We start from the raw sequence: 6,385 nt of genomic DNA, 5'->3' as shown, positions 1-6,385 counted from the left end.
GAAGGCGTCCATCGCCTGCCGGCGGGCGGGGGCCGGGGGGGCGGGCGCGCCGCAGCCCGGGGGCGGGGGGGCCGGGCGCGGCGCCGCGGGGGGGGGGCCCCCCGGCGGGGGGGGCGCCCCCCCCCCGCCGGGTGCCGGGTCAGGACGCGGGGACCGGGTCCGGTGCGGCCGTGCAGGTGGCGTCGACGCCTCGGCGGGAGGCGGGGCGGGTGCCGTCGCGCAGGAAGTCGCCGACGTAGGTGTTGAGGCAGGCGTTGTTGTTCGCCGACAGTGCCGCGCCGACGTTGTGGCCGCCCTTCTCCAGGACCAGCCGGGAGTTGGGGAACAGCGCGTGCGTCTCGGCGGCGCCGGCGGTGCCGTGCGCGGTGTCGAACTGCGGCTGCACCAGCAGGACGTCGACCCGGCGGTCGCCGATGGCGTGCGGCTCGGTCCTGGCGGGCTGCGGCCAGAACGCGCACGGCGCGTTGTACCAGGCGTTGGTCCAGGTCAAGAAGCGGTTGCCGGCGTCGTACTGGCGGGTGTGGGCACGGTGCCAGCGGTTCCAGTCGGTCGGCCAGGGGCCGTCCAGGCAGTTGACCGCGTTGGTCATCGCGTGCCGGTTCTGGTGCGGGAAGCCCGGCGGGGAGTAGTTGGCGCGCAGTGAGGCCGGGTCCTGGTCGACCACCCAGTCGGAGAGGATCTTCGCGCGGGAGAGCCAGGTCCAGCTGCGGTAGACGACCGGTTCGAAGACGTCCGCCCACTCGGAGGGGCCGATCCTGCCGTCGACGGGTGCGGCGCGCAGCGCGTCCTGTCCCGCGTAGTAGTGGGCCTCGACCTCGGCCGCGGTGGTGCCCAGGTGGTAGACGGCGTCGTACTTGGCGACCCAGGCGAAGAAGATCCGGGCGTTGCGTTCGGACGTCACGTTCTTGCGGAGGCTGTTGCGGTATCCCACGCCGCTGGGGCGTACCACGCTGTCCAGCACCATGCGGTCCACGCGGTGGGGGAAGAGCGTGGCGTACATCGAGCCGAGGTAGGTGCCCCAGTCGGTGCCGAAGTAGGTGATCTTCTCCTGGCCGAGTGCGACGCGCATCCGGTCGAGGTCGCGCGCGGCGTTCTCGGTGCCCAGGTGGCGCAGCACGTCGCCGTAGGTGTCGCCGCAGCTCTCGGCGTACGCGCGGGCCCGCCGCGTCCATTCCCGTTCGGCGGCGGGTGTGGCGGGCACCGGGTCGCTCTGGGCGTGTCCGGGGTCGAGGTAGTCGCTGTCGCAGACGACGGACGGCTCGCTGGCGCCGACGCCGCGGGGGTCGAAGCCGATCCAGTCGTAGGCGTCGCCGACGTCCTTGGCCAGGCCGGTGGTGCCCTCGGCGTACCGGGTGGGCAGGTCGCGGCCGATGCCGCCGGGCCACTGGCCGCGGTTGAGGATGACGGCGCCCTTGTACTCGCTGTCGGGGACGGTGTGCCGGGCCCGGGTCAGCGCGAGGCTGATCTGCCGGCCGCCGGGGTCGTCGTAGTCGAGCGGCACCCGTACGGTGCCGCACTCCAGGCCCTTGAGCATGTCGCCGAGGACCGGGTCCCCGCCCGGGCACGGCGTCCACGCCACCGTGGCGGCGGCCGTGGGGGCCGTTTCGTCCGCCGCCGGGGCCGGGACGGCGGCCGGGCCCAGCAGACCGGCCGCGACCACGGTTGAGACCAACGCAGTTCTTCTCACAATTCCCCTCCTGAATTCAGCGCGCTGGCAGCGTGGCACCGGCCTGTCGGCTCATGCTCGAGAACGTCTGGATTTCTGCTCGAGGTGCTGGTGGGTGAAGATGCGGCGGGCCGGCGGATTTCCCTAGCATGGGGCGACGCAATTCCAACCCCCTCGGGAGTAGAAAATGGCTGACGCGGCCATCCAGGGAATCAAGACCGTGCTGCATCCCGTGGCGGACGTGGCGGCGGCGAAGAAGCTGTACGCCGTCCTGTTCGGGATCGAGCCGCAGACCGACTCGGAGTACTACGTCGGTTTCGACGTCGCGGGCCAGCACGTCGGGCTGGTGCCGGCCGGTGCGCAGGACGCGCAGGTCGCCTACTGGCACGTGGCCGACATCGAGGCGAAGCTGGCCGAGGTGGGTGCCGCGGGCGCCACGGTCACCGGCCCGGCCAAGGACGTCGGCGGCGGCCGCCGGGTGGCCACCTTCACCGACCTGGACGGCAACGTCGTGGGACTGCTGCAGGACAGCTGACGCCTGTCCTGCCTGCGGCCGCCCCCGAGCCCTTCGAGCACGTTTCGAGAGGGTTTCGAGGGCGGCCGTTCAGCATTTCCCCACGGGGACGCCCGTCATGAGTCCCCTTCGTCCGGAACAAAGGGGAAGAGGACATGCTCCGAGCGCGGTACGGCGACTGCGACGTGGTCTCATGAACATTCTCGTCACCGGCGGTGCCGGATTCATCGGCTCCCACTATGTGCGGACCATGCTCGAGGGCGGTTATCCGGAATTCGAGGACGCGCACGTCACGGTCCTGGACGCCCTGACCTACGCGGGAAACCGTGACAACCTGCCCGCCGCGCACCCGCGGCTGACCTTCGTGCACGGCGACCTCCTGGACCGGGAGCTGCTGGCCGGTGTGCTCAAGGGCCAGGACGCGGTGGTCCACTTCGCCGCCGAGAGCCATGTCGACCGTTCCCTGGCGGGCGGCGCGGTGTTCGTCCGCACCAATGTGGAGGGCACCCAGGCGCTCCTCGACGCCTGCCTCAGCGCCGGTGTCCAGCGGGTGGTGCACGTCTCGACGGACGAGGTGTACGGCTCCATCGACCAGGGAGTGTGGAGCGAGGCGTCCCCGCTGCTGCCCAACTCGCCCTACGCCGCGTCCAAGGCGGCCTCGGACCTGGTGGCCCTCGCGTACGTGCGCACGCACCGGCTGGACCTCTCGGTCACCCGCTGCTCCAACAACTACGGCCCCTACCAGCATCCCGAGAAGTTCATCCCGCTCGCCGTGACCAACCTGCTCGAAGGACGCCCGGTCCCCGTCTACGGGGACGGCGGGCAGGTACGGGAGTGGCTGCACGTGGACGACCACTGCCGGGCGGTGCACCGGGTGCTCACCGGCGGCCGGGCCGGCGAGGTCTACAACATCGGGGCCGGCACGGCGGTGGACAACCTCACGCTGGCGCACCGGATCGCCCGGCTGTGCGCGGCGGGGCCGGACATGGTCCGGCACGTCACCGACCGCAAGGGCCACGACCGGCGCTACGCCCTGGACCAGGGCAAGATCGAGCGCGAGCTCGGCCACCGGCCGCTGACCGGCTTCGACGCGGGGCTGGCCGAGACCGTCGCCTGGTACCGGGACAACCCCCGCTGGTGGAAGCCGGTCAAGGACAGCGGGGAGCGGCGGTGAGCGCGGCGGGCCTGCTGGTCGCCCGCTCCCGGGCGGGCATCGCCGAGCGGCTGGCGCTGTCGGCGGCGACGGCGGCGGGGGCGCACATCGCCACCGGTGAGGTGCCCATCTGGCTGGCGGCGTACCGGCGGTCGGCGGGGACGGTGGTGAGCCGGATCCCGTTCGCCGCGCTCGGCCAGTGGTCGTTCGCCGTGGACACCGGCGACCTGCGGCACCGCAGCGGACGGTTCTTCACCGTCGAGGGACTGCACGTCACCCGGCCCGGCGCCGGCTGGCAGCAGCCGATCATCGTGCAGCCGGAGATCGGCATCCTGGGGATCCTGGCCAAGGAGTTCGACGGGGTCCTGCACTTCCTCATGCAGGCGAAGATGGAGCCCGGCAACCCCAACCTGGTGCAGCTCTCCCCCACCGTGCAGGCCACCCGCAGCAACTACACCAAGGCGCACGGGGGAACGGCGGTCAGGTACCTGGAACACTTCCTCGACCCCGGCCGCGACCGGGTCCTCACCGACGTCCTGCAGTCCGAGCACGGCGCCTGGTTCTACCGCAAACGCAACCGCAACATGATCGTCGAGGTGGACGGCGACGTCCCGGCCGACGACACGTTCCGCTGGCTCACCCTGGGGCAGATCCTCGACCTGCTCGCTCTCGACAACGTGGTGAACATGGACGCGCGCACCGTCCTGGCGAGCGCTCCGGCCCCCGCGGACGGGACGCGGGCGCTGTCGTCCGACGCCGGCGTGCTGACCTGGTTCACCGGGGAACGGGCCCGGCACGAGGTCCGCGCCCGCCGGATGCCGCTGGGGCGGATCGCCGGCTGGCACCGCGGCGAGGACAGCATCGGCCGGGCCGACGGCCGGTTCTTCCGGGTGGTGGCGGTCTCGGTCGAGGGCGCCGGGCGTGAGGTCGCCGGCTGGAGCCAGCCGATCATCGAGCCGGTGGAACGGGGGGTCGTCGGCTTCGCCTACCGGGTGTTCGACGGGGTCCCGCACGTCCTGGCGCACGCGCGGGTGGAGGGCGGCTTCCTCGACACCGTGGAGCTCGCGCCGACCGTGCAGTGCGCTCCGTCCAATCACGCCCCGCCGGCGGCGGAGCACCGCCCGCTCTTCCTCGACGCGCTGCTGAACGCCTCCCCGGACCGGGTGCGCTACTCGGCCGTCCACTCCGAGGAGGGCGGCCGGTTCCTGAACGCCGAGAGCCGCTATGTGATCGTGGAGAGCGACGAGGCGACGACACCGACCGAGCCGCCCCCGGGATACCTGTGGGTCACGCCGGGGCAGCTGAACTGGCTGGCCGGGCACAGTCGTTACGTCAACGTGCAGGCCAGGACGCTGCTCGCCGTCCTGGGCACCGTCACCCCGCGCGCCCCCCGCTCCCAGCCCCCCCACCCCCGCCGCCCCCCCCCGGCGGCCGCGGGGCCGGGCCTGCTGCGTGAACGGGGGCTACAAGGCCGGGGGGTCAGGGGGCGGGGGTGAGCCGGCTGGTCATGGGGGTCCACTTCTTGGGGTTGATCCGCCAGTCCACCGGCTCCTGCTTGGTGGCGACGTTGACCCGGTTCCAGAGGTTGACCAGGCCGATGTGCAGGACGACGGCGGCCAGCTGCACCTCGTTCCAGTGCCGGGCGGCCTCGTTCCAGACCTCGTCGGAGACGGGGTCGCGGCGGCCGTCGATGCGGGTGGCCGCCTCGGCCAGCGCCAGCACGGAGCGTTCGGCGTCGGTGAAGCAGCTCTGCTCCCGCCAGGTCTCCACCAGCGGCAGGCGGTGGTCCTCCTCCCCCGCCTCCTCGAACTCCCGCTTCTTCACGGGTATCTGCACCGGGCGGCCGTTGATCTGGCTCACCCGCAGGTGGATGAGGACGAGCGTCTGCAGCGGCACACCGACATTGTTGACGGCCTTGACCAGCGCGCGCATGGGCGGAAGAACGTCGGGAACCACCAGCGAGGGGTTGGGCATCCGCGGCGACATGAGTCTCCTTCACATGGGGATCACAGAGGGATCACAGGGGATCGGCAACAGAGGGCGCCCGTGCGGGGCGCCCCCCTTTTTTTCTCAGGTGCCCGGCCGTGCGGCGGCCGGTGCGTTCGCGGCCCGGTGGGCCGCTGCCGCCAGGGCGTGGTGAAGCCGTGCGTCGGGTGTCTGCCCGCATTCCCACTGCACCCCGACCGCGAAGGGGTGGCCGGTGACCTCGACGGCCTCGACGGTCCCGTCGTCGGCCCAGCCGGTGGCGCTCAGGCCCGCGCCGAGCCGGTCCACCCCCTGGTGGTGGTGGCAGGCGGTGGCGGGCTCGGCCTCGTCGAGGACGCCGGCGATCCGGCTGCCGGGCAGCAGCTTCAGCGGGCGGCGGCCGAGGGTGAAGGACGCCGCCCGCGGCCGGTGTCCGTCGTGGCCGGTGACCTCCGGCAGCTGCTGGTGGAGGGTGCCCCCGTGCAGCACGTTGAGCAGCTGCATGCCGCGGCAGACCGCCAGGAGGGGGATCCTCGCCTCAAGTGCCCGCCCGACCAGGGCGAGTTCGGCCCGGTCGGCGTCCGGGTCGACCGCCCGGGTCGCCGGGTGGGGCCTGGCGCCGTAGAGCGCCGGGTCCAGGTCGGGGCCGCCCGGCACGAGCAGGGCGTCGAGGCGGCCGGCGAGGTCCTCGGCCCCGGGCAGCGGCGGGATCAGCAGGGGTGTGCAGCCGGCCTCGGCCAGGAACGCCACGTGCGAGCGCAGTGCCAGGCAGACGGCCAGGTCGCTGCCCTGCAGGGTGACGGGCGCCGTCCGCGCGCAGATCCCGACCACCGGCCGGCGTCCGGCGGATGCCGGATGGTTCGTGTCCGCATTCATGACCAACCTCGTGGGTTTCCGGGTTCGGCTTCCGGGTTCAACTGAGGAAAGTCGGCAGATGAAACACGCGCTTCCCCAGACGGTCGGAGCGGTAAAAATATCCGCGCCCCGCGGCCCGGGCCATCGTTCACGTACCGCTCCAGGCTGCGACTACTGAACAGATAGCGATCCTGCTATCACAGGTGGCCGGGGAATTTCTGTCAGCCCCGGG

Annotated in this window: 6 protein-coding genes; 3 read left to right on the top strand and 3 right to left on the bottom strand. The window is 72.5% G+C overall.

The genetic code is table 11. From position 1 onward, the window contains the following. Positions 1-139 precede the first annotated feature (139 nt). A complete protein-coding gene (locus tag ACFC1X_RS38480; RefSeq protein ID WP_376363656.1) occupies positions 140-1,672 on the bottom strand; it encodes an alpha/beta fold hydrolase in 1,533 nt (510 codons plus the stop codon). Between the two features lie 181 nt (positions 1,673-1,853). Between ACFC1X_RS38480 and ACFC1X_RS38475 the strand changes: the two genes are divergently transcribed. From ACFC1X_RS38475 to ACFC1X_RS38465, 3 genes are all read left to right on the top strand, one after another. Beyond that, the gene (locus tag ACFC1X_RS38475; RefSeq protein ID WP_376363653.1) at positions 1,854-2,201 is read left to right on the top strand and encodes a VOC family protein; all 348 of its coding nucleotides are present in this window, start codon (positions 1,854-1,856) and stop codon (positions 2,199-2,201) included. A gap of 172 nt (positions 2,202-2,373) precedes the next feature. Next, complete coding sequence (gene rfbB, locus ACFC1X_RS38470) at positions 2,374-3,354, top strand: dTDP-glucose 4,6-dehydratase (RefSeq protein ID WP_376363650.1); 981 nt, start codon at positions 2,374-2,376, stop codon at positions 3,352-3,354. Continuing rightward, complete coding sequence (locus ACFC1X_RS38465) at positions 3,351-4,829, top strand: NDP-hexose 2,3-dehydratase family protein (protein ID WP_376363647.1); 1,479 nt, start codon at positions 3,351-3,353, stop codon at positions 4,827-4,829. Before rfbB ends, ACFC1X_RS38465 begins: the two co-directional genes overlap by 4 nt. Here the strand turns inward: ACFC1X_RS38465 and ACFC1X_RS38460 are convergent. Together ACFC1X_RS38460 and ACFC1X_RS38455 are read right to left on the bottom strand one after the other, a co-directional pair. After that, complete coding sequence (locus ACFC1X_RS38460; protein WP_376363644.1) at positions 4,813-5,319, bottom strand: carboxymuconolactone decarboxylase family protein; 507 nt, start codon at positions 5,317-5,319, stop codon at positions 4,813-4,815. The two genes, ACFC1X_RS38465 and ACFC1X_RS38460, sit on opposite strands and share 17 nt — an antisense overlap. 84 nt (positions 5,320-5,403) lie before the next feature. Beyond that, positions 5,404-6,174: a gamma-glutamyl-gamma-aminobutyrate hydrolase family protein gene (locus tag ACFC1X_RS38455; RefSeq protein ID WP_376363641.1), complete on the bottom strand. Its 771-nt coding sequence runs from the start codon at positions 6,172-6,174 to the stop codon at positions 5,404-5,406. Positions 6,175-6,385: the final 211 nt, after the last annotated feature.

The sequence above is a fragment of the Streptomyces sp. NPDC056128 genome (genome assembly GCF_042263835.1).
GTDB lineage: Bacteria > Actinomycetota > Actinomycetes > Streptomycetales > Streptomycetaceae > Streptomyces.
This window is presented reverse-complemented; position numbering and strand designations above follow the sequence as displayed.